This window comes from Bradyrhizobium campsiandrae (genome assembly GCF_014529705.1).
Classification (GTDB): Bacteria; Pseudomonadota; Alphaproteobacteria; order Rhizobiales; family Xanthobacteraceae; genus Bradyrhizobium; species Bradyrhizobium campsiandrae.
The window spans coordinates 1-230 of the sequence record NZ_JAANIH010000459.1; the positions used below are offsets into that span (position 1 = coordinate 1).

The 230-nt window shown below is 71.7% G+C and carries 1 pseudogene; it reads right to left on the bottom strand.

Features of this window, described 5'->3' with window-relative positions:
- Positions 1 to 230, bottom strand: a pseudogene (locus tag G8O24_RS43900) (hypothetical protein); the annotation flags it as partial.

Sequence of the window (230 nt, forward strand, 5' to 3'; positions counted from 1 at the left end):
CACCGGCTGCGGCAGCACGAACAGGCCGACCACCGGCAACGGCGGCGGCAGCACCACGAAGTCAGGCGGCGGCGGCGGGCAGAAATAGACCGGCGGCGGCGGTGGCGGCGCAAAGCCGAAATCCGGGGCGCTGAAATACAGCACGGGCCGGTCGACATAGACCACCTCGGCGGGCGGCGGCGGCGGCACGTCGTAGTCCATCATCGCAAAAGTCGGCGGCGGCTCGAGCG